Source organism: Gelidibacter sp. (assembly GCF_035577925.1).
Taxonomy (GTDB): Bacteria; Bacteroidota; Bacteroidia; order Flavobacteriales; family Flavobacteriaceae; genus Gelidibacter.
Window position 1 is genome coordinate 1 of sequence record NZ_DATJCY010000147.1, and the last position, 21,285, is coordinate 21,285.

General features: G+C 35.7%; 22 protein-coding genes. 7 read left to right on the forward strand and 15 right to left on the reverse strand.

Going from position 1 to position 21,285, the window contains the following annotated elements; translation table 11 throughout:
- A partial coding sequence (locus VNJ50_RS05080; protein ID WP_325579665.1) for a type IA DNA topoisomerase occupies window positions 1-1,718 on the forward strand: 1,718 nt, incomplete at its 5' end.
- Window positions 1,705-2,301: a pseudouridine synthase gene (locus VNJ50_RS05085; protein WP_325579666.1), complete on the forward strand. Its 597-nt coding sequence runs from the start codon at window positions 1,705-1,707 to the stop codon at window positions 2,299-2,301. The genes VNJ50_RS05080 and VNJ50_RS05085, both read left to right, overlap by 14 nt.
- Here the strand turns inward: VNJ50_RS05085 and VNJ50_RS05090 are convergent.
- Window positions 2,298-2,741, reverse strand: a complete 444-nt coding sequence (locus VNJ50_RS05090; protein WP_325579668.1) for a cold shock domain-containing protein — start codon at window positions 2,739-2,741, stop codon at window positions 2,298-2,300. The two genes, VNJ50_RS05085 and VNJ50_RS05090, sit on opposite strands and share 4 nt — an antisense overlap.
- 420 nt (window positions 2,742-3,161) lie before the next feature.
- Between VNJ50_RS05090 and VNJ50_RS05095 the strand changes: the two genes are divergently transcribed.
- Window positions 3,162-3,425, forward strand: a complete 264-nt coding sequence (locus VNJ50_RS05095) for a heavy-metal-associated domain-containing protein (RefSeq protein WP_325579670.1) — start codon at window positions 3,162-3,164, stop codon at window positions 3,423-3,425.
- An 8-nt stretch (window positions 3,426-3,433) separates the two neighbouring features.
- On the opposite strand, the gene VNJ50_RS05100 is transcribed toward VNJ50_RS05095, so the two are convergent.
- From VNJ50_RS05100 to VNJ50_RS05115, 4 genes are all read right to left on the reverse strand, one after another.
- A complete protein-coding gene (locus VNJ50_RS05100; protein WP_325579672.1) occupies window positions 3,434-4,099 on the reverse strand; it encodes a hypothetical protein in 666 nt (221 codons plus the stop codon).
- A gap of 91 nt (window positions 4,100-4,190) precedes the next feature.
- On the reverse strand, window positions 4,191-5,705 hold the full coding sequence (locus tag VNJ50_RS05105) for a DEAD/DEAH box helicase (protein ID WP_325579674.1): 1,515 nt from the start codon (window positions 5,703-5,705) through the stop codon (window positions 4,191-4,193).
- A 193-nt stretch (window positions 5,706-5,898) separates the two neighbouring features.
- Window positions 5,899-6,378 (reverse strand): Hsp20/alpha crystallin family protein, encoded by a 480-nt coding sequence (locus tag VNJ50_RS05110; RefSeq protein WP_325579676.1) that lies wholly within the window; start codon window positions 6,376-6,378, stop codon window positions 5,899-5,901.
- Between the two features lie 162 nt (window positions 6,379-6,540).
- On the reverse strand, window positions 6,541-6,969 hold the full coding sequence (locus tag VNJ50_RS05115) for a hypothetical protein (protein ID WP_325579678.1): 429 nt from the start codon (window positions 6,967-6,969) through the stop codon (window positions 6,541-6,543).
- 74 nt (window positions 6,970-7,043) lie between these two features.
- Here VNJ50_RS05115 and VNJ50_RS05120 point away from each other — a divergent pair, with 74 nt between their 5' ends.
- A complete protein-coding gene (locus VNJ50_RS05120; protein ID WP_325579680.1) occupies window positions 7,044-8,360 on the forward strand; it encodes a dipeptidase in 1,317 nt (438 codons plus the stop codon).
- Between the two features lie 92 nt (window positions 8,361-8,452).
- Here VNJ50_RS05120 and VNJ50_RS05125 read toward each other — a convergent pair whose 3' ends face one another.
- The 8 genes from VNJ50_RS05125 to VNJ50_RS05160 all read right to left on the reverse strand — a co-directional run bounded on the left by VNJ50_RS05125 (window position 8,453) and on the right by VNJ50_RS05160 (window position 15,994).
- A complete protein-coding gene (locus VNJ50_RS05125) occupies window positions 8,453-9,130 on the reverse strand; it encodes a metal-dependent hydrolase (RefSeq protein ID WP_325579682.1) in 678 nt (225 codons plus the stop codon).
- A 248-nt stretch (window positions 9,131-9,378) separates the two neighbouring features.
- Entirely contained in the window at window positions 9,379-10,281 is a 903-nt protein-coding gene (gene menA / locus VNJ50_RS05130) for a 1,4-dihydroxy-2-naphthoate octaprenyltransferase (RefSeq protein ID WP_325579684.1), read from the reverse strand.
- Window positions 10,282-10,299: 18 nt separating this feature from the next.
- A complete protein-coding gene (locus VNJ50_RS05135; RefSeq protein ID WP_325579686.1) occupies window positions 10,300-11,139 on the reverse strand; it encodes a 1,4-dihydroxy-2-naphthoyl-CoA synthase in 840 nt (279 codons plus the stop codon).
- Window positions 11,140-11,161: 22 nt separating this feature from the next.
- Window positions 11,162-11,992, reverse strand: a complete 831-nt coding sequence (locus VNJ50_RS05140) for a CvfB family protein (RefSeq protein ID WP_325579688.1) — start codon at window positions 11,990-11,992, stop codon at window positions 11,162-11,164.
- A gap of 95 nt (window positions 11,993-12,087) precedes the next feature.
- The gene (locus VNJ50_RS05145; protein WP_325579690.1) at window positions 12,088-12,432 is read right to left on the reverse strand and encodes a DUF2853 family protein; all 345 of its coding nucleotides are present in this window, start codon (window positions 12,430-12,432) and stop codon (window positions 12,088-12,090) included.
- An 85-nt stretch (window positions 12,433-12,517) separates the two neighbouring features.
- On the reverse strand, window positions 12,518-14,275 hold the full coding sequence (menD, locus tag VNJ50_RS05150; protein ID WP_325579692.1) for a 2-succinyl-5-enolpyruvyl-6-hydroxy-3-cyclohexene-1-carboxylate synthase: 1,758 nt from the start codon (window positions 14,273-14,275) through the stop codon (window positions 12,518-12,520).
- A 128-nt stretch (window positions 14,276-14,403) separates the two neighbouring features.
- Window positions 14,404-15,567 (reverse strand): chorismate-binding protein, encoded by a 1,164-nt coding sequence (locus VNJ50_RS05155; RefSeq protein WP_325579694.1) that lies wholly within the window; start codon window positions 15,565-15,567, stop codon window positions 14,404-14,406.
- A 1-nt stretch (window position 15,568) separates the two neighbouring features.
- Window positions 15,569-15,994, reverse strand: a complete 426-nt coding sequence (locus VNJ50_RS05160; protein ID WP_325579696.1) for a PaaI family thioesterase — start codon at window positions 15,992-15,994, stop codon at window positions 15,569-15,571.
- A 205-nt stretch (window positions 15,995-16,199) separates the two neighbouring features.
- Here VNJ50_RS05160 and VNJ50_RS05165 point away from each other — a divergent pair, with 205 nt between their 5' ends.
- The gene (locus VNJ50_RS05165; RefSeq protein ID WP_325579697.1) at window positions 16,200-16,844 is read left to right on the forward strand and encodes an esterase; all 645 of its coding nucleotides are present in this window, start codon (window positions 16,200-16,202) and stop codon (window positions 16,842-16,844) included.
- On the opposite strand, the gene VNJ50_RS05170 is transcribed toward VNJ50_RS05165, so the two are convergent.
- The gene (locus VNJ50_RS05170) at window positions 16,841-17,788 is read right to left on the reverse strand and encodes a nitronate monooxygenase (protein WP_325579699.1); all 948 of its coding nucleotides are present in this window, start codon (window positions 17,786-17,788) and stop codon (window positions 16,841-16,843) included. The genes VNJ50_RS05165 and VNJ50_RS05170 overlap by 4 nt on opposite strands.
- A gap of 202 nt (window positions 17,789-17,990) precedes the next feature.
- On the reverse strand, window positions 17,991-19,901 hold the full coding sequence (dnaK, locus tag VNJ50_RS05175) for a molecular chaperone DnaK (RefSeq protein ID WP_325579701.1): 1,911 nt from the start codon (window positions 19,899-19,901) through the stop codon (window positions 17,991-17,993).
- Window positions 19,902-20,075: 174 nt separating this feature from the next.
- Here dnaK and VNJ50_RS05180 point away from each other — a divergent pair, with 174 nt between their 5' ends.
- Window positions 20,076-20,600 (forward strand): collagen-like protein, encoded by a 525-nt coding sequence (locus VNJ50_RS05180; protein ID WP_325579703.1) that lies wholly within the window; start codon window positions 20,076-20,078, stop codon window positions 20,598-20,600.
- A gap of 315 nt (window positions 20,601-20,915) precedes the next feature.
- Window positions 20,916-21,285 (forward strand): serine dehydratase beta chain (locus VNJ50_RS05185; RefSeq protein WP_325579705.1); only part of this gene is annotated, 370 nt, incomplete at its 3' end.

Here is a 21,285-nt window from a genome sequence, read left to right on the forward strand (position 1 = left end):
TACAAACCCCTACATTGGCCATGGTCGTCAATCGGTTTAAGGAAATCGAGAATTTTGTGCCACAACCTTACTGGGAATTGCAAACGTTATATCGCAATACTTTGTTCAGTTACGAAGAAGGTCGTTTTACCAAAATGGAAGATGGTGAAATATTGGCAAATAAAGTCAAGGAAAGCGAATTTGAAATTGTTTCTATCGATAAGAAGAAAGGAAAAGATTACGCTCCAAAATTGTTTGATCTTACCGGACTTCAGGTGTATTGTAATACGAAATTTGGATTTTCGGCCGATGAAACCCTTAAAATTGTTCAAAAGCTTTACGAGCAGAAAGTCGTAACTTATCCAAGAGTGGATACCACTTTTTTACCAAATGATATTTATCCTAAAGTTTCAGGGATTTTACAGAATCTGAAAAAATATGCGCCTTTAACGACACCACTTTTAGGGAAAAAGATCAAAAAATCTCCTAAAGTTTTTAATGATAAAAAAGTCACCGATCACCACGCTATAATTCCTACAGGGGTTGAAAATAATTTACAATACAATCAACAGCAAGTTTATGACATTATTACAAGACGTTTTATTGCTGTGTTTTATGAAGATTGTACCGTATCTAACACAACAGTAATTGGAAAAGCTGCCGATGTCAATTTTAAAGCGACTGGAAAAGAAATTTTAAGTAAAGGTTGGCGTGTGGTTTTTGAATCGGTTGAAAAAGAACAAAAATCATCCGATTTGCTCCCGTCATTTACTAAAGGTGAAAAAGGATCTCACGAACCCTCATTTTTGGAAAAACAGACTAAACCACCCAATCAATTTACTGAAGCTTCCCTCCTACGTGCTATGGAAACTGCTGGCAAACAAGTGGATGATGATGAAATGCGAGAGCTGATGAAAGAAAACGGTATTGGTCGCCCTTCAACACGTGCCAATATTATTGAAACCTTATTTAAGCGTAAATATATTGAACGCAATAAAAAACAAGTATTACCAACTCAAACAGGCATTCAGCTAATTGATACAATTCAAAACGAATTATTAAAATCGGCCGAATTGACCGGAATGTGGGAGAAACAATTAAAAGATATTGAAAAAGGTACTTATAGCGCAGCACAATTTATTGCCAATATGAAAAAGATGGTTGATGCGTTGGTGTATGAAGTACGAAGCGAAACAAAACGTGCTAATATTTCGTCTGCTCAAGAAGTTCAAAAGGCAATTACTAAAAAAGAGACCAATAAAAAAGCAGGAATTAGCTCAGAAGCCTGTCCAAAGTGTAAAAATGGATACTTGATTAAAGGCAAATCTGCTTATGGGTGTAGCGATTTTAAAAATGGCTGCCATTTCATTTTACCTTTTAAGTTTAAGGATAAAACAATTTCAGAAAACCAGTTTATCCGTTTGTTACAGAAAGGCTCTACAGTTAATCTTAAGGGTTTTAAAGTCGAGTCTGGAGAAATTGAAGGTTTATTACGATTGGACGACAACTTTCAATTGGTGTTAGAACCTAAAAAATCTTCGAAAAAGGAAATTCCAGATCATTTGACTTGCCCGAAATGTAAAAAAGGAACTATTATAAAAGGAAAATCTGCTTATGGGTGCAGCCATTATAAAAAAGGTTGTGACTTTAGATTTGCCTTTAATGATATTCGTGAAAAGGCTAAAGATAAAAAACTAACCAAAGAATTGGTTTATAGCATTATAAATGGAGTTATCTAGAGCATTAATTCACAATCATTTTTTGCTTTACAAACCCTTTGGCTACCTCAGTCAGTTTATGAGCAATGCCAAACATCAGCGAAATAAAAAGTTTTTAAGTGAGCTCTATAAATTTCCAGAGGGCGTAATGCCGATCGGCCGTTTGGATAAAAATTCTGAAGGTCTTTTGCTCTTAACATCCGATGGTTTTTTAAGCAACACTATTTGTAGCAGTGCTATTGAAAAAGAATATTATGCCCAAGTGGATGGCAACATTACACAAGCGGCTATTGCTCAACTTCAAGAAGGTGTAATTATTGGTTTTGAAGGCGTGAAATACAAAACGTTACCTTGTAAAGTTTTTAAATTAGAGCATACCCCCGATTTTCCCGAACGCTCAAAAAGTATTAGAGATTCACGCCACGGACCAACCTCATGGATTTCAATTACAATAACTGAAGGAAAATTTAGGCAAGTCCGTAAAATGACTGCAGCCGTTGGTTTTTCTACCTTAAGATTGGTGCGAGTTCGTGTGGGTCACATCTGCTTAAACGCTATGCAACCTGGTGAAGTTATTAAAGTTGATGAATTAAATGTTGGTTAAACGCGCTTAACTTTTACAGCGTTCATACCTTTCATGCCACGTTCCAGTTCAAAAGTAACTTTGTCATTTTCAGTAATTTCATCTAGTAATCCACTAACATGACAAAAATATTTCTCATTATTCTCAGTATCTATAATAAATCCGAAACCTTTGGAATTATCATAAAACGAAACTTTTCCGTGTCTTACCGGATCTTCTTCTTCTCCTTCTTCTTTTTTTGGAACGCCTAAGACGATATCTTCAGCATCGATAGTGATTCTATCAGCAGGATCTGGTGGAGTGTCTGTTAGATTGCCGTAAGCATCTACGTAAGCAAATTGGATACCATCGGTTCCACCTTCAGCTCTACGGGCTTCTTTTTTCTTTTTCTTTTCTTCGCGCTTTTTGGCACGAGCTTTTTCTTTTTCAATTTTGTTAAAGGTCTGTTGCGACTTTGCCATTCGTTTTTTTAAATATTATTTTTAAGGGTTAGCATTGAAAACACTAAAGAATTCTGGCGATTTCCAATTTTTTAAAAATTGAAATGTCAAAAGAAAAATAAAGCACTTACAATAAGATGGTATAAATTTAAGTTTTTTTATCAAATTTCATACACTTTGTACAAATATAAGAGATAGTATTCAAATAATGGATTTCCACTAAATATTCTTATCTAGTCGTTTCATCTGGTTTTTAGGAAATCTTCAGTCTATCTTATTCAATTTAACATTTTCGATGACTTGAAATAGTTGTAAAAACTTAATTTTTAACAAGTTATCATTTGCTTTTTTAGAAACATTGTATTTTATTTAATGTGATTTATCTGAAATACATTTATTTTTTCTAAATTTATATAATACCATTTATAAAAAAATACGACAATGACATTTATCTCTGATAACATAATTCCCGGAAATTACGGTAAAACCTTTACCACAGATGTGAATGATGCTTCTGAAAAATCAAAATTAGAGGCTGCAATCCTTAAAGTTGAAGGTGTGGTTAAAATTATTTTTTCGGACACTTTTCCCTTAGAATTTACGGTCCATACCGACCGCGTTGTACAAGTAAGCGAGATTCAGCGAAAAGCAAATGAATGGAATTACCATGTCATTGCAAAAGGGCCATTCTTCCCTTTGTTTTAAAATCGGTATTACTCTTTAATGAGAAGTATTGTTGCAGTGACGCCGGTTAGGAGGTTCCATTTTTTTGAGGACACCAAAACGCCGTTATCATCAAAAACCTGAAACTCGGCTGTATTAGGACCCGACTCTCCTTGGTTGAGTGCTACAAATTCAATCTTGTTGATGCCTGGTTCCAAAGGCACGTCAAAACTTTTAAAGTTTCCTGTCAACAATAAATCGATAATAAACACCGTACCATTTACAAAAACCCTTACACGATCGCCATCAGGATACTCGTGGTCACGGCATCTAATATTCGCTTTATTTCCTGTGATTGCGAAATTACCCAAAAACTGATCTTCCATGGTTTCCATCTTAAAACCTTGTTGCACAGCTTTTTTGTTCCACTTTTCATTAAAAATCTCACCAGGATCGCGTAAATCACTATTGTCAAACATCGAAAATTCAGTTTTATTCTTTCTGATTGTGATTGGTTCTTCGGCAGTAGGTACTTCTTCTTTTTTAACTGGTTCAATTTTGACGGGTTGAGGCTCAGGTTTTTTATCTTCATCCTTTTTTTTCACGGCAGGAATAGCAATGCTCCTAATGGGAATATCCTGTGCCTCTACCTGAACAATGACTAGGAGAAAAAAAAGCGAAAAAAGACCTAAAGATTTAAATTTCAAGAATTCCATACGTTTAAAAACTGATTTCGGTTTTAAAATCAAAAACCATACCTCAGAGCGAAACTACCAAATAATTATCAGTAAAATTTTAAAGGAAACGTTAAAACTTGCCATTAAAACTCAAACGGAGTTTTCTAACATACTCTTCCATAAGCCAATCTTTATAGTTCTTGGTACTGTTCATCATACAATACGAGTACTGTTTTATGCGATAAGAAATATCATCATGCAAATATTTGATCAAATCTCTAGCTTCAAAAATTGTTTCAGAATTGACAATGCACATTTGAGAATGCTGTTCTATGGAACGCTCAATAGCAGTAATTGATTTTCTGCCTTCATAGATTGCCTGCTCATATTCCATTTTTATGTCAAACTCAATATTTTGCGATTTACGGAAACGCTCTTTAATGGAATCGGGCATGACATATACAAAATCGCGTTCAATATCTTCATCATTTCTAAGGTTGTCCAAATAAAAATCCGGATATTTAAAAATATGCTGCCAATCAACCACTTGATTCCATGGTCCAAAACGAGCCACATTATTCCCTAAATCCATCACAAGGAATGATTTTTTATGATCCAAAATGCGCGATCCTCTTCCAATCATTTGAAAATACAGCGTCAACGAACGCGTGGCGCGGTTCAAAATCACCGATTCTACCGTAGGTTCATCAAACCCGGTGGTTAAAATGCTCACTGAAGTGAGGATGCCATCAGGTGTGTTTTTAAACCATTTCAAAATATCCTTTCGCTCTTGTTTGGTATTGGTATTATCCAAATGTTTTACCTTATATCCAGCCCGTTTAAAGGCATAATAAACTTCTTTTGAAGTATTGATTCCATTATTGAAAATCAGTGTTTTTTTGCCCTTTGACATTTCTTCGTAAGCAAAAATAAGCTTACTCAGCATATAAGAATTGGTATAAAGTGCTTCTGAAGACTTTACGGTATAATCACCATTAATCCCGATCTTTAAGGTGTTCAATTCCACATCAAAACTATACAGTTCGGCTTGAGCCAAAAATCCGTTTTTGATCAATGTTGAAATGTCATCACCAACAATCAGTTTTTGATAATTATCCTTCATGGGCAACTTAATATTGGAGCTTAAAGGTGTTGCTGTGACACCAAGGATAAAACAGTTTTCAAAAAACTTAAAGAGTTTCCTAAACGAGTTATAATGTGCTTCATCAATAATTACCAAGCCAATATCATCAAGGCTAAGTTTTTTATCATTAAGTCTATTATTTAAAGTTTCGACCATCGCCACAAAGCATTTATACTGATCTTGGTCTGGAAGTTCCCTTACATTGCTGTTGATGATTTTATTGTGAACTCCAAAACCGGTCAACATTTTAGAAGTTTGCTTGCACAGTTCTATCCGATGGGTAAGAATAACGACTTTTTTGTCATGATTTTGAATATAACGCCTTACAATCTCAGAAAAGATAACCGTCTTACCGCCACCTGTTGGCAGTTGGTACAACAAATTAAAATTATCTGGTGCGGTTTTCATCACCTCAAAAATCTTGTTGAGATCAGCAAGCTGATAGTCATAAAGACTTTTTTTAATTTGTGGCTTATGAAAATCCTGTAATGGTTCTAACATAAAATAGGGCGTTCAAAAAAATTTTCCAAATTTAACCATTATAAAAGTTAATATAGATGATTGTTTGAAAATTAACAACTTTGTGTTTTATTATTTGATTTTGTGATGATTAAGCTAATGTTCTATATTTTACATCAAACAAAAAAAAGAGAAACTCAGTGGTTTCTCTTTTCAAGGTTTTACATTTTGCTTGTTAAGAAATGCTAATTCTTTTAATAGGTTTTTCTTTCGCTTCTTCTCTTTTTGGCAAATGCACTTTTAAAATACCATCGGTATATTCAGCATTAATTTTATCGGATTCAATAGTGTCCGGTAATGTAAATGTTCTTTTAAAGGAAGAGTAGCCAAACTCACGTCGAGTATAGTTTTCTTTGCTATCTTCAAAAGATTCTTTTGTTTCTGAAGAAATGGAAAGAATTTTATTGTCCAGATCAATGTTGAAATCTGATTTTTTCATTCCTGGAACGGCAATTTCCAAGAAAAATTCATCTGCGTTTTCTTTGATATTTACAGCTGGAAGCGTAAGTCCAGTATTAAAATTGGATAAAAATCCAGATCCCATTCCACTTTCAAACAAATTATCAACCCAAGATGAAAAACTTGGTAAGGTAGAAATGTTCCGTTTTGTTGAAACGTCATTGCCTTTTTTTGGCATTGTTGCTATTGTACTCATTGTTAATCAAATTTTAAGTTAAACGTTTATTTGATTGTACTATTTCAAAATAAATGCCAAGAGGAATTTCTTAAATTTTTTTGACTTTATGTATTTAAAAGAAGACATTATGTCACTTTAATTGATTTAAAGCGCGTCAAAAGGTCATCTTTAACGTGTATTTTAATGCAATGTGCGTATTTTTATGATATCGGTTCCTTCAGGCAATCTAAAGTCGATGCAAACTTTTCGTCTTCCCCATTGCTTTGCGGCATCAATATCATTGCCCATATAAATGTCAATATGATTGCGCCATTTGCTGTGCATTTTGTCTTTCACCAAATAAAATCCCTCAAAACCTTCAATAATTACAGGTGTATTATGCTTAAGTCCTTTTTTTAACAAATCGCGCGAAACGGCAATATACTTCATCCCTGGTTTTAAACTATCTCCAAAAGCTGTAATAAACGGATTGCTACTGGTTTGATTTATTGTTGAGTTATAGGCACTTGCAGTAACTACCATCGAATCCCAAAAGAAATCAGATGGTTTGTTTTTTTCTTTATCGCAACTTGCCAAAAGAAAAAACGCTATGAAAATTTGTGTTCGCATAAATTAAATATACAATATATTGAAACATAATTTGCTTTTTGTAACTTGTCCTTTCAACTAAACCAAAATAAATAATGAAACGAACTATTATTACATTAAGTTTTATCGCGCTTGTTATGAGCTGTAAAAATGACAAAAAACCAATGACAGAAAACGATTCAAAACAAGATTCAATTGCATTAATTGAGCTTGCACGTGGTATTCATGAGCGTGTTATCACACTTGATACCCATTGCGACATCGATGTCAAAAATTTTACTACGGCAGTTAATTATACCCAGGATTTAAATTCCCAAGTGACCTTGCCAAAAATGAAAGAGGGCGGATTGGATGTGGCTTGGTTTATTGCCTATACAGGACAAGATGAACTTAATGACGAAGGTTTCAAAACATCTTATGAGGAGGCGATGAACAAATTTACGGCCATCCATAAATTAGTAAACGAAATTGCTCCTGACCAAATCGAATTAGCACTTACGTCTGATGATGTACGTCGGATAGTCAAATCGGGCAAAAAAGTAGCAATGATTGGAATTGAAAACGGATATCCGGTTGGAAAAGATATTTCTAATGTTGAAAAATTCTATAATTTAGGTGGTCGCTACATGTCCTTGGCACATAACGGACATAGTCAATTAAGCGACAGCAATACAGGTGAGGCCGATGATGTCTGGTTGCACAATGGATTAAGTGATTTGGGCAAAGAAGTCATTAAAGAAATGAACCGTTTAGGAATGATGGTCGATGTGTCGCACCCGAGCAAAGAAGCCATGCGAGATATGCTGGAAATATCTGCAGCTCCAATTATCGCTTCACATTCATCAGCAAGAGCTTTATGTGACCATAGCCGAAACTTAGATGACGAACAACTGGAATGGATCAAACAAAGTGGCGGCGTTGTTCAAGCAGTTGCATTTCCTGCCTACTTAAATACTGAAAAGAGTAAAAAGTTTGGCGAATTCAGAAAAGAAATTGCGATGACTGTCATGGATTCCATGAACGTTGCTTTTTTGGATTGGACCGATCGTCAAAAATTATCAGAAGAAGAGCGTCAAGCTTATTATGAAATGTTGCAAAAAGTAAATCCTGTGGTGAGTGCCAAGTTAAAAACAATGAAAGACGCACCAAAACAAGTAGATGTAGCCGATCTTGTAGATCATATTGATTATATGGTAAATAAAATTGGTATTGAATATGTTGGCATAAGTAGTGATTTTGATGGCGGTGGCGGTATTGATGGCTGGAATGATGCTTCAGAAACGTTTAATGTCACTTTAGAACTTGTTAAACGCGGTTATACAGAAGAACAAATTGCCATGCTCTGGAGCGGCAATCTATTGCGCGTATTGGATGATGTACAAGCAGTAGCAAAAAAAATACAAGGCTCTTAAACTTTTAGAATTTATTTTCGATAAAGAGGGCTATCTTTTGAGACAGCCCTCTTTTTTAATTCCCTTGCAATAAATAAACGTGTACAAACCAATTAAAGTTCGATACTCTCCCCTATTGCCAATAACATCAAATCTTTGCCTTTATCAAAGAACCTCCGTTTTGACTCTTCGTGGTCAATTTCAATATATCCAAAAGTATCATAGTGGTACCCCATAACTTTATCACATTGTACAAAATCACTTGCTATGATAGCATCATTAACACCCATCGTAAAATTATCGCCAATTGGCAAAATGGCCAGATCGAGCTTAATCTGAAGTGGTATAAGTTTCATGTCCATGGTCAATGCGGTATCGCCAGCGATATAAATATTTTTGCGTTCACCTTCAATCACAAAACCTCCTGGTTGACCTCCATATTTTCCGTCAGGAAAAGATGATGTATGAATAGCGTTGACATATTTGACATTTCCAAATTCAAAATCCCAAGATCCTCCAAGATTCATTGGATGCACTTCAAATCCTAAAGATTCATAATGACTGGCAATTTCAAAGTTAGAAACAATCATGGCATTGGTGCGTTTGGCAATGGTCTCCACGTCCAAAATATGATCTTGATGCGCATGGGTCAAAAGGATATAATCAGCTTTTAAACTATTTATATCTATATGTGATGCTTTGTCATTGCCAGAAATAAAAGGATCTACCAAAATGCTGACCTCATTGACCTCGATGCCTAAACTTGCATGCCCATAATAAGTGATTTTCATGATTTTATAAATTAAAAGATATTATTTTTAGAACGTCTTAAATATATTCAAAATATTTTTGGAAGCCTTGTTTTCAAATAAGAAAAGAAAACGTCATAAAAATAAAAACTCAGACATATTACTTAACATGTCTGAGTTTCAAAGCCCCAAATTTTATAACCAACTTAACAACAAATACAATGTTGATTAAAAATTTCCTTTAAATATACAAATAAATCTTTGATATCTATCATGTTAAGTCATTTTTTTTATAAAATATATCCGACTCCCAACAATAATGAAAATAAAAATGTTGACAGGGACAATACTTTCAGTTGCGCATCATAATCAGAAGCAGCTGTAGCATTTATGATTTTTTTAATATGAACGATCAATGGGATATAAGAAATCAAAAAAATAAAATTCCAAAGTGATGTATAATACAGAATACTAAAAACAATCCCAATTACCATTGCGGTAGCGACTAATATAAGATGGTAGATTCTAGATTTTCTTTTACCCATTTTCACTGCCAGAGTTATTTTATTGGAAAGTTCATCAGATTCTATATCTCTCATATTATTCAGGTTGAGGACGCCAACACTAAGTAAACCAACCGCCAATGCTGGTAAAACTACAATATGATCTAAACTTTTAGTATATAAGAAATAACTGCCTACTACACTCACAATACCAAAGAAAATAAATACAAAAATATCACCTAAACCTCTATAACCATACGCCGATTCGCCCATAGTATATTTCATTGCGGCATAAACTGAAAAGCCGCCCAAAGCAAAAAAGAAGATTGTATATAAAAAATAACTTTGGCCAAACGCTTTCATAATAAGCATCATGGTCAATAATATGACCACCAAAACGTTCTTTTTTAAGCCGTCCAACATTTGTTTCGGTGTAATTTGACCACTTTGAATGGCACGTGCCGGACCAACCCGAGTATGATTGTCGGTGCCTTTTACGCCATCACCATAATCATTGGCTAAATTGGAAAGAATTTGAAGTGCTACAGTAAGCAATAACGCAAGAATAAAAACAAGGATGTCAAAACTTCCGTTATAAACTGCAAAACAACTTCCTACAACAATTCCTGAAATAGACAATGGCAATGTCCGTAACCTAAATGCTGACAACCAGGGTTTTAAATTTTTCATTCTAATGTTTTTGCTGGATTATGGGATCCATTTCTTTTGAAAGTTAGGCTTACGCTTTTCCAAAAATGCATTTCGGCCTTCAATGGCCTCATCGGTCATGTATGCCAATCGGGTAGCTTCTCCGGCAAAAACCTGTTGGCCAACCATGCCATCGTCAGTAAGGTTCATAGCGAATTTTAACATTTTTATCGAAGTTGGCGATTTTGCCAATATTTCCTGGGCCCATTCATAAGCGGTGTCTTCCAATTCGGCATGAGGAATTACGGCATTGACCATTCCCATTTCAAAAGCTTCTTGAGCCGAATAGTTTCTGCCTAAGAAAAATATTTCTCGAGCTTTTTTCTGACCCACCATTTTTGCAAGGTATGCAGAACCGTAACCGCCATCAAAACTAGTGACATCGGCATCTGTTTGCTTAAAAATGGCATGTTCTTTACTGGCCAATGTCAAATCACAAACCACGTGCAAGCTATGTCCGCCGCCCACAGCCCAGCCCGGAACCACAGCAATAACCGCTTTTGGCATAAAACGTATAAGACGCTGTACTTCCAATATATTTAAACGGTGGTAACCGTCCTCACCAACATAACCTTGATGTCCCCTGGCTTGTTGGTCGCCACCACTACAAAAGGAATACACGCCATCTTTAGAAGATGGTCCTTCGGCAGATAATAGCACCACACCAATATTGACATCTTCATTGGCATCATAAAAGGCATCGTACAATTCGCTTGTGGTTTTTGGGCGAAAAGCGTTTCTGACATCGGGTCTGTTAAAGGCTATTCGCGCTACACCATTACTCTTTTTATAGGTGATATCTTGGTACTCCTTAACTGTTTCCCATTTGATCTGACTCATATAATTTCATTTTTAAAATAAATTAAATAAGATAAATACCGTCTTCTTTAATTTCAATTAATCGTTGTTTGTATAAAGTTCCAATAGCTTTTTTGAAAGTTTTCTTGCTCATTTGCAAAACTTCTTTAATAGCTTCGGGATCTGATTTGTCGGTTAAATTAAGATAGCCGCCATTGTCCTCTAACTCATGCATGATGTTGTCAGCATTAGGTTCGATCTTTCTATAGCCAATTTGCTCTAAAGTAATATCCAATTTATTATCAGGTCTTATTTTTTTGACGATCCCTTTCATACGGTCACCAACACTCAGTTCCTTATAAATGTCATCTTTAAAAATGAGCCCTGCATGTTTATTATTGACAATCACGTTCATTCCAATTTCTGAAGGATGTGAAATAATGATGTCCACTTCCTCAAATTGCTGGACGGTCAACGTTTTATTGTCCAAAAAATGGTTGGTTTTGCTGGAAGCTACCAATCGATCTGTTTTTTCGTCCAGATAGCAATGCACCAAGTACCAACCTCCTGCTTTCATCTTAAAGGCTTGTTCACTAAATGGGCAAAACAGTTCCTTTACCATGCCCCAATCTAAAAAAGCACCGTGTTTGGTTACTTGATTGCAACGCAACATGGCAAATTGGCCACGCGTTATATACGGCCGATCCGTAACTGCAACAAGACGTTCTTCGTTATCCAGGTAAACAAAGACTTCTATTTTGTCCCAAATCTTATAAGTTTCCGGGACATACCTGTTGGGCAGCAAAACTTCGTTACCATCTTCGTCAGCTATATAAAGACCTTGTTCGGCCTCTCTCAGTATTTCGAGTGTATTGTATTCACCTATATGTATCATGTGGCAAAGGTAAGTATATTCATGTTTATCGCACAAAAAAAGCGTTACAGTTCTGATGTTTCAGAAGTAACGCTTTTAAGTTTTCAAGCTAATGACTATTTATTATAAACTGCTTCTTTTTTAAAGTGCTTGGTCAATAAATAATATACAACTGCTCTGTGTTTGTTTTTGTTTGATTTACCGTAAGTTTCCATAACAGCATCAATACCTTCGTCCAACGCTGGCCCATCAGTCAGGCCTAATTTCTTGATCAAAAAATTATTCTTTACTGTGTTCAATTCACTTTGATCAGATCCTGCTACGGTCGAAGAGTCTGCATTATAAATTGATGGTCCACATCCAATGGTTACTTTGGTCAATAAATCCATATCAACATTAACACCACACTTTTCTTTTAAATCAGCGGCATACTTAGCTATTAGTTCTTCTCTTTTATTCATTCTTAAAATATTTGGTTATATAAATTAAAGTTTCAATATACTAATTTATTAACATATTTGTAAAATTTCACCCACAAATTATCGTTTATTTTAAAGCGCTAAAATATGACAACAAAATTTCATCATTTAATTGATCTGCTGTATTAATTTCAAGAATTTTAGGTTGTTTACTTTCTTTAAAAAATGTGGACAGCGCACTTATCAAATCGCTCTGCGTGGCTACTTTTTTATATTTAAAATTATACATTTCTGCCAAATGCTGCGCCGAAAAATTGTGTTTGGTTTCAAAATAAGTATCAAAGTTTTCGGTATTTTTATGACCTGGAAGAATTCTAAATATTCCGCCACCTCCATTATTGATTACAATTATTCGGAAAGAATCAGGGATATAATTGTTCCAAAGCGCATTGCTATCATAAAAAAAGCTCAAATCGCCGGTAATAAAATTGGTTTGCAGCTTATTGGCTACCGCACAACCAATGGCTGTGGACGTACTGCCATCAATACCACTGGTGCCTCGGTTGCAAAATACTTTTATGGATTTGTGCACGTCAAACAATTGTGCATATCTAATGGCAGAGCTATTGCCTATTTGCAATACCGTATCATTGGGAAGCATTTTAAAAAGTGTATCAAATACCTTGAAATCAGAGAACGGAATGTTTTCGACAAAGCTATTGTGTTTTTTTGTTCGTTCTGACCTAATAGCTGTCCAGTAATTTCTATACGAACTTTTTACTTCCTGGGTTTTTGGCAAAAACTCACTGAAAAAATAATTGGGCTGTTCTTTTATATGCTCGGTTAAACAGAAATAGGTATCATAAGCCCTTGTTTCACTGATATGCCAATGGTCTTTAGGTTGATACTTTCTTAAAAAGGATTTTATTTTCTTAGATACCACCATGCCGCCAAAAGTGACTAAAATTTCGGGCCTGAGTTTTATAAAATCATCATCATCTAAAGGTGCGATAAGCTTATCTATATTTGAAAAAAAAGAACCGTGGTGCAAGTTGGACGTGCTTTCGGTAAAAACGATGACACTATCATCTTTAGCCAACATATTTAACCACTGCTGATCGATCATTTGAGGTGCATATTCGCCAACCAAGATCATTTTACGCTTAGATTTTTGCCAAGCAGTTAAGCACTTTTCCAAAATATAAGAATCCATTTTTGGATTCTCCAATTCAATTTCTATATTTTTTGGAGATACCGTCAATGCATCCACCATTTCATATAATGGTTCATCAAATGGTACATTAATATGCACAGGACCACTTTTGATCACACATTTATTAATAGCATGATTAAGTTCATTTTCGTTATGTGTTTGAATATCCTTTTGAAGACCTAACATACGCTCCAACTTGTCCTCAATGTTCCGCAATACCGGAATATCTTCAGTGTCCGGAATATTCAATTCATCCTTTATATCCAGTTTTAAATTGGCCGAATGGATGATATGATTTCTATACACATCATGCTGATTAATGGTTTGGCCATCACCAATATTTTGAAGGTGTTTAGGACGATCTGCTGAAAGTATAATCAATGGTATTTCACTATAAAAAGCTTCGGCAACTGCTGGATAAAAATTAAGAAGTGCGCTTCCGGAAGTACAAGATACAATAACCGGTGCGTTTATTTGCTGTGCAATGCCCAATGCAAAAAATGCCGCACAACGTTCATCAACAATACTGTAACACTTAAAAAAAGGATCGTTTGTAAAACCAATGGTCAAAGGAGCATTTCTACTTCCTGGTGATATCACCACATGTTTGATGTTTTTTGCCTTACAAAGCTGAATAACAGTTTGTGCCAGCGGAATTTTAGGATATTTCATTCATGCTTAAATCTAATGGCAAAAGTACAAAAATAGAGCAGCAAACAAAGGATTGCCAATTGAAAAATATGACCTAACAAAAACCAAAACCTGATAGTTATCTTAAAAAAACAGCATAAAAATAGTCGTTAAAGCACACTTTTTATGATTATTGATTTATGGACCGTTTCAGACCATTCGGCTTCAGCATTTGAATCTTTGGTAATCCCTCCGCCAACATAAATATAGAGTTCTTGATCTTTAATCTGCATACATCTCAAATTGACATAAAGATGAGTCACCGTTTTTTGTGAACCATAAGCGTTATTCTCTACGTTGCGACGGTTGGTATTTCTACTAATGGTTTCTTTGACATTCAACTCGCCCATAAAACCAGAATAAAACTCGCGAGGATAACCTTCGTTATCTATAATATAAGTTTTGGCCCTTTCTTTGGGAAAACCACAAACTGCCGGTGTTGGATGGATGGCATCCAAAATTGATTTTAGAAGTTGTGGTTCAGGTTTAAGCGGCATGGAAATTTCGGTTAGCAAATGCAGCAAATTTCCTGCTTGGACTGTTTTTGGTCCAAAAACCTTTATGGTATTATGTAGGCCTTCTGAATTATCGACAGCCGATTTTAGGCCTTCCACAATAAAATCGGTAACAATCTGTTGTTCTTCGCGTTCTTTTTCTTCCCAAACCACTTCTGTCGAGCCTTCAAACGACTGAGTTCCTGCCAAAGCCATGGTTTTTAATTGATTACCAGTAATACTTAGCAAGGTTTCGGGTGTTGCGCCAAGCCATAATCCAACTTTTGGATGGTACCATATATATACAAATGCCGTTGGATACCGATGTAGGAGGCGTTTAAAAATTGTGATTGGATCATTTTCTAAATACTCAAGCTGTTCCCGTCTTGAAAGCACAATTTTTGAACAAATGCCACTTTTTATTGTTTCAATACAATCTACAACACGTTTTATATGTGATTGTTTATCGACCTCTGAATTGACATTGACCACATTGGCTGAAACGCTCTTCTTGTGGATATCATGTTCCAATAAGTCATCGGCAACAAATTCAACATCAATTATTTTGGAATGCTCCAAAGGCATAATATAGGTAACTTCTCGACTATCAAAAGGTGCAAAAACAAATCCGCTTTCAGAAAAATCAACTAAAGAATATAGCGCATCATTATGTTGTAACATTGCTTTTATAGTGGTAGTATTTGGTTTTCTATAGGCTACAAATGGTAAGTTAGCACTCAACTGAAATGTAATCTGTTCAAAAAACTGATCCAAGATCATACTATTTACTTTTTGGTAAGGTAATGGTCGATAATCTACAAATGGACACCAAATTATCGTGATCGTCGGTAATTTTTATATCCAAGAGCTGTGTCGTTCTACCTTTATGAAGAAATGTTGCTTTGGCATATACAAATCCGTCTTTAACCGATTTTAAGTGATTGGCCGTGATCTCAATACCTCTAACAAACAAGTGTTCGGTATCCAGAAAAATATGCGAAGCAAAACTTCCTACACTTTCTGCCAATGCCGCTGTGGCACCGCCATGAAGTACGCCATCTGGTTGATAAACTCTTGAGTTTACTGGCATTCTGGCCACTAAAAATTCTGGTCCATAATCAACCATTTCAATATTTAGCGTTTCCATAAGTGTATTTTTACTGGCTTGATTAGCTCTTTTTAAAATGTCGTCTTTCGATAATTGCATAAAAAATTATATTTTTAATAGAAATCATAAAGGTACAAACAACTTTAGAGTTTTCTGTTTGGCATTTAAAGTTTGTTTAAGAATCGTGTTCTTCTACAATATTAAATGGGATATCCAGATAAAATACGTGAGGTACTTTAACTTCATATTTTACTACTTATAAACCGATAAGTGCTTATCTTTAAACCTTATCATTATTCAGCCCATGGATTCAAAAGAAAACACAGTCAGTTACCAAGTTACTAACACCTACTCCACTTTAAATACATTATCGGACAACACAAAAAATGTTTGGTTTGTTTGTCACGGGATGGGTTATTTGAGTCGGTACTTCCTTAAATATTTCACTCAACTCAATCCAACAGAAAACTATATCATTGCGCCACAAGCACCTAGTAAATATTATGTACCACCAAAACTCAAACATGTGGGCGCAAGTTGGTTAACTAAAGAAAACACCTTGAGTGAAACTGAAAACATAATGCGTTATTTTGATGCTGTTTTTGAACAGGTTCAAGTTCCAAAACCTCTTAATTTGATCATTGTAGGCTATTCGCAAGGCGTTTCAGTAGCGTTGCGGTATATTGCAAAACGACAACTGGACTGCTCACAAATTGTATTGATGTCTGGTGGTATTCCTAAGGAATTGACAGTTTCCGATTTTGAGTTTTTAGCCAAAAAAACCAGAGTATCATTGATTTATGGAACGCTGGACGAATACCTAGATGAAACTCACATTCTTTATGAAAAGAACAGAGCTTTTGAACTTTTTGGACATTGTAATTTGAAGATTTTACCTTTTGATGGAAAACACGAAGTCAATACAGCATTTATCAACCAACTTATTTAAGAAATCAAATTTTGGATAATCTGTTGCACTGGAAGAATTTCTTTGGTGTGTTCAATGCTTGGTCCTGCCACCCAAACTGTTTTATAAGTCACTTCTGTAGCTGCTTTTTCGGTGGCTTTCATACCTATTGAAAAACGGATCATTTTTACCCATTTTTTTAGTTTTTTATTTTTGTTCAACACCGATTCCATCCAAGATTCTTTCGTTCCAATTTTTTGGACATAAGGCGTATTGATGACCGTGCAAGGCGTTCCTGAAATGCGTTGCGTCATAACAATATCCTTCGCACCATAATCCACACAGGCTTGCTTATAAGCTTCGGTCACACCAGCTTCTATTGAAGCTATAAATGGACTTCCAATCGAAACGCCATCAGCACCATAACCCAGTATCATATCCAATTCTGCTTTGGTTCCGACACCTCCGGCAGAAATTACTGGAATCGTACAATTGCTCTTTAAAAGTTCAATCAATGCTTTGGGAGAAATGTCGCCACGATGGCCTCCCGCCTGATTATTGACTGCAATAATTGCATCAGCACCCAAGTTTTCGACTTTCGTTGCAAATTTCAAATCGGTAACATCACACAACACCTTGATCCCAACTTTACGTGCCTCTCTAATTGTTTCTTCGGGACTGCCCAATGATGTGATAATAAAATCACAACCTTCTTCGCAAAGCACGCGCAATTGCTCTTTGTATTTGATGTTGGATTTATTTACAATTAAATTAAAACCAAAAGCTCCACCTTCTACTTTAGCAGCTTTCAACTCACGGATTGCCGATCTTAATTCGGGCAATGTTCTGTAGTTCAATGCAGGAATACACCCCGCAATACCACTTTTCATGGCTTCGATCACCATAGCCGTATTAGAAACTAAAAACATTGGTGCCTGGATTATAGGATGTTTGATATGGAGAAGATGGCTGAGTTTGGCTTGCATATTTTTATATTATAGTCACAAATATAAATAATTATTATGCATGCATAACATTTAGCTTTAAAATCCAATTGAACAAATCCAATAAACTTTAATTTATTAAGATGTTTATCGAAATCAATTTCTGAAACTCCATAAATAAAAAACGCAACCTTCCGATTGGTATCGTAAGATTGCGTTTACTTTTATAAAATATACTTTTGAATTATTTCACTTCCTCAAAATCAACATCTTCAACATCACTTCCTTCATGGGCTTGTCCACCTTGACCCGCATTTCCTGCGTCAGGTCCTGGTTGTGCGCCACCTTGATCTGCCTGTGCTTTGTACATTTCTTCACTGGCCACTTTCCAAGCTTCATTGATTTTTTCTAAAGCTGGATCAATCACTGCGATATCTTTAGATTCAAACGCTTTTTTCAATTCTTCGAGGGCTTCTTCAATTGGTTTTTTCTTATCATCAGATAGTTTATCACCAAACTCTGCCAATTGACTTTCTGTTTGGAAAATCATCGCATCAGCAGCATTCAATTTTTCAGCTTTTTCTTTAGCCACTTTATCAGCTTCAGCGTTTGCTTCGGCATCTGCTTTCATTTTTTGGATTTCTTCTTCAGTTAATCCAGATGATGCTTCAATTCGGATATCTTGTGTTTTTCCTGTGGCTTTATCGCTTGCAGTAACGTGGATAATTCCGTTGGCATCAATATCAAAAGTCACTTCAATTTGTGGTGTACCACGTTTTGCCGGTGGAATACCATCTAAGTGGAAACGTCCAATGGTTTTGTTATCGGCTGCCATAGAACGCTCACCTTGTAATACGTGGATTTCCACTGAAGGTTGGTTATCTGCTGCCGTTGAAAACACTTGTGATTTTTTAGTTGGGATTGTAGTATTGGCCTCAATTAATTTGGTCATTACATTCCCCATCGTTTCGATACCTAAAGATAATGGTGTTACATCAAGAAGCAATACATCTTTTACATCACCGGACAATACCCCACCTTGAATTGCGGCTCCTACAGCTACAACCTCATCGGCGTTAACCCCTTTACTTGGAGTTTTTCCGAAGAATTTCTCAACAGCTGCTTGTACAGCCGGTATACGTGTTGATCCACCAACTAAAATCACTTCATCAATATCACTTATTGAGAGACCTGCAGTTTTCATAGCACTCTGACATGGATCGATGGTACGTTTTACCAAACTATCAATCAATTGCTCAAATTTAGCACGTGTCAAAGTTCTTACCAAGTGTTTTGGACCGGTAGCCGTTGCTGTTACGTAAGGCAAGTTAATTTCGGTTTGTGTTGAAGATGACAATTCAATTTTAGCTTTTTCCGCAGCTTCTTTCAAACGCTGCAATGCCATAGGATCTTTACGTAAATCGATACCTTCTTCTGCATTAAATTCATCTGCCAACCAGTCAATTACTTTTTGGTCCACATCATCACCACCTAAATGTGTATCACCTTCTGTTGACAATACTTCAAAAACACCATCACCTAATTCAAGGATAGAAACGTCATGTGTTCCTCCTCCAAAGTCAAAAACCACAATTTTTTGGTCTTTCCCTTTTTTATCCAATCCATAAGCTAATGCCGCAGCTGTTGGCTCATTAATAATACGACGCACTTTCAATCCTGCAATTTCACCAGCCTCTTTGGTAGCTTGACGCTGTGAGTCGTTAAAATAAGCTGGTACTGTAATTACAGCTTCGCTTACAGTTTGTCCCAAATAGTCTTCGGCAGTTTTCTTCATTTTTTGAAGAATCATAGCCGATAATTCTTGTGGCGTATATAAGCGCCCTTCAATATCTACTCTTGGGGTGTCGTTATCTCCTTTTACTACTTTATAAGGTACACGTTCTGCTTCATTTTTAGACTCAGAATACTTGTTGCCCATAAAACGCTTAATCGAAGAAATGGTTTTTGTCGGGTTGGTAACCGCTTGACGTTTTGCCGGATCACCAACTTTAATTTCACCGCCTTCAACAAAAGCAATGACAGATGGTGTGGTTCTTTTACCTTCTGCATTAGGAATTACAACTGGCTCATTACCTTCCATTACCGAAACGCAAGAGTTGGTTGTACCTAAATCGATTCCAATTATTTTACTCATAATATATGTTTTGTATTGAATTATTATTTTTTTATTTCCGTAGAGTCTATGTCAATGATTGTGCCATGTCATGAAATATGACAAGGTGTCATTTTTTTTCTAAAACTTTGACAACTTATGGGCAGGATACAGAAACGATTTGTAATTTTACAAAAATCATAAAAAAGAATTGACATGAAGAAAATTGCATCCTTACTATTTTTATTTGCTATGGTATTAACCAGCTGTACGGGCGATCAGGGCCCTGTTGGCCCTCCAGGCTTAACTGGCTCACCTGGCGCTCCGGGAGAAGACGGCGGTATTATTGTTTCATCTGCGTTTGAAATTGAAGTAGATTTTAATACTGACAACGGGTTTTCTCATACTGAAGCCTATGGTAATAACTTTGAAGTTCATGAAACTGACGTGACCTTAGTATATATGTCTTGGGAAACAATAGACGGAAAAGACATTTGGCGCTTGCTGCCACAAAGTGTAATTTTTGATGATGGTACTTTAGTTTACAATTACGATTTTACACAAACTGATGTACGGTTTTTTCTAGATGGCACCAAAAACCTTACTACTTTGGATGATGAGTGGACACAAAAACAGTTTTTTAGAGTAGTCGTTATCCCGGCAGATAACTTAGGTGTAGATGTTTCTAACCTCAACGCAGTTATGGAAGCCAACAACATTACAAACTTCGAAATTAAATAAGCGTTTTTAAAAAACCATTTTAGAACAAGAGAGATTCTCAATTACTAATCCATTTCAACTTTATTTAGTTTGAAAACCTTGTCATTGAGAATCTCTTTTTTTTGTAAAAAATGCCAATAAATATTATTCTCATAGAATATCTTTCTAATTCACTATAGCTCTTTATTGAATACCATTATCCAGATTTAATTAATGAAAAACACTTAATGTTCTCAGTATCAAATTCTGCTTTTTATACAAAACTATTACATCGTTTTTCTGTGGAACTTCTATAACAAACAGTATCTTTGGCGATTGACTTAAACGTTTTCGTCTATGGAGTGTATATCTGTTTTTGATATGTTGAAAATTGGAGTTGGTCCATCCAGCTCCCACACTTTAGGCCCTTGGCGTGCAGCCGAACGCTGGATCAAGGAATTAAAGGAAGCTAACCAATTTGAAAAGGTTACTGAAATAACCGTCGATTTATATGGCTCGTTGTCCCTCACAGGAAAGGGCCACGCCACAGATTATGCCGTGCTGCTGGGCCTTAGTGGTGCCGATCCCGAAACCGTGCCCATTGACAGTATTGAATCGACAATTATAAATATCAAAAATACTACTATTCTACAGTTTAACAATGAAATACCGATAGCTTTTGATGTCAAAAAAAATATTGTTTTCAATAGAGAGTTTTTACCGTTCC

Bases quoted from the DNA above. Each gene is read 5' to 3' on its own strand.
- VNJ50_RS05085 (WP_325579666.1), top strand. From the start codon at position 1,705: ATGGAGTTATCTAGAGCATTAATTCACAATCATTTTTTGCTTTACAAA.
- VNJ50_RS05090 (WP_325579668.1), bottom strand. From the start codon at position 2,741: ATGGCAAAGTCGCAACAGACCTTTAACAAAATTGAAAAAGAAAAAGCT.
- VNJ50_RS05095 (WP_325579670.1), top strand. From the start codon at position 3,162: ATGACATTTATCTCTGATAACATAATTCCCGGAAATTACGGTAAAACC.
- VNJ50_RS05100 (WP_325579672.1), bottom strand. From the start codon at position 4,099: ATGGAATTCTTGAAATTTAAATCTTTAGGTCTTTTTTCGCTTTTTTTT.
- VNJ50_RS05105 (WP_325579674.1), bottom strand. From the start codon at position 5,705: ATGTTAGAACCATTACAGGATTTTCATAAGCCACAAATTAAAAAAAGT.
- VNJ50_RS05110 (WP_325579676.1), bottom strand. From the start codon at position 6,378: ATGAGTACAATAGCAACAATGCCAAAAAAAGGCAATGACGTTTCAACA.
- VNJ50_RS05115 (WP_325579678.1), bottom strand. From the start codon at position 6,969: ATGCGAACACAAATTTTCATAGCGTTTTTTCTTTTGGCAAGTTGCGAT.
- VNJ50_RS05120 (WP_325579680.1), top strand. From the start codon at position 7,044: ATGAAACGAACTATTATTACATTAAGTTTTATCGCGCTTGTTATGAGC.
- VNJ50_RS05125 (WP_325579682.1), bottom strand. From the start codon at position 9,130: ATGAAAATCACTTATTATGGGCATGCAAGTTTAGGCATCGAGGTCAAT.
- menA (WP_325579684.1), bottom strand. From the start codon at position 10,281: ATGAAAAATTTAAAACCCTGGTTGTCAGCATTTAGGTTACGGACATTG.
- VNJ50_RS05135 (WP_325579686.1), bottom strand. From the start codon at position 11,139: ATGAGTCAGATCAAATGGGAAACAGTTAAGGAGTACCAAGATATCACC.
- VNJ50_RS05140 (WP_325579688.1), bottom strand. From the start codon at position 11,992: ATGATACATATAGGTGAATACAATACACTCGAAATACTGAGAGAGGCC.
- VNJ50_RS05145 (WP_325579690.1), bottom strand. From the start codon at position 12,432: ATGAATAAAAGAGAAGAACTAATAGCTAAGTATGCCGCTGATTTAAAA.
- menD (WP_325579692.1), bottom strand. From the start codon at position 14,275: ATGAAATATCCTAAAATTCCGCTGGCACAAACTGTTATTCAGCTTTGT.
- VNJ50_RS05155 (WP_325579694.1), bottom strand. From the start codon at position 15,567: ATGATCTTGGATCAGTTTTTTGAACAGATTACATTTCAGTTGAGTGCT.
- VNJ50_RS05160 (WP_325579696.1), bottom strand. From the start codon at position 15,994: ATGCAATTATCGAAAGACGACATTTTAAAAAGAGCTAATCAAGCCAGT.
- VNJ50_RS05165 (WP_325579697.1), top strand. From the start codon at position 16,200: ATGGATTCAAAAGAAAACACAGTCAGTTACCAAGTTACTAACACCTAC.
- VNJ50_RS05170 (WP_325579699.1), bottom strand. From the start codon at position 17,788: ATGCAAGCCAAACTCAGCCATCTTCTCCATATCAAACATCCTATAATC.
- dnaK (WP_325579701.1), bottom strand. From the start codon at position 19,901: ATGAGTAAAATAATTGGAATCGATTTAGGTACAACCAACTCTTGCGTT.
- VNJ50_RS05180 (WP_325579703.1), top strand. From the start codon at position 20,076: ATGAAGAAAATTGCATCCTTACTATTTTTATTTGCTATGGTATTAACC.